Source organism: Oleiphilus sp. HI0066, from assembly GCF_001635725.1.
The window spans coordinates 1-725 of the sequence record NZ_LWFH01000143.1 but is presented as its reverse complement, the minus strand read 5'-3'; the positions used below and the strand labels follow the sequence as shown (position 1 = coordinate 725).

Here is a 725-nt window from a genome sequence, read left to right as displayed (position 1 = left end):
TTGTTTGGCGAGGCGACAAAAGAGCAAGTCGACGAGGTGTTTGAATGGGTCGTTGATGATTCTGAGTTGACGATTGAAGCGATAGATATCGGCGGTGTTGGGCTTGCTGAAGCGTCGAGTTCAAATACCTCAGAGGATGCAACTTCTTCAGCTAAACCTGCACCTGTGGTAGAGGAATCCGCTCCGAGCCAAGTCGTCGCAGAAAAACCTCAAACTACTGCGGCCAAAGCCGAACCCAAAGCGAAGCATCAAGCGAAAGCTGAAAGTGCGTCAATACGTGTCGGAACCGACAAGGTTGATAGCCTGATTAATATGGTTGGGGAACTAGTGATTACCCAATCTATGCTAGGTGAACTCGGCAGAAATTTTACCGTCGACAAGTTGCCACGACTAATGGAAGGGCTTGAGCAGCTCAACAATCACACGCGTGAGCTTCAAGAAAGCGTTATGCGTATACGCATGCTACCAATTAGTTTTGCGTTCTCGCGGTTTCCCCGTTTGGTTCATGATACGAGCAAACAACTCGGCAAGCATGTTGAGTTGGAGTTGTTGGGTGAGCAAACGGAACTCGACAAAACAGTGATGGAACGTATTGGAGACCCTCTTGTTCATCGCTGAGATTATCACTCGCTTTCACCAAGCCATTATCAATGGCTTTCTCAAGAATACGATCACGATTCAGGCCTGCGCCATCATCAATGATTTGAATCACTATGTTGCCACCC

Annotated in this window: 1 pseudogene; it reads left to right on the top strand. The window is 47.9% G+C overall.

Annotated features, from left to right (window positions below):
* A pseudogene (locus tag A3738_RS31785) lies at positions 1 to 618 on the top strand (chemotaxis protein CheA); the annotation flags it as partial.
* Positions 619 to 725: the final 107 nt, after the last annotated feature.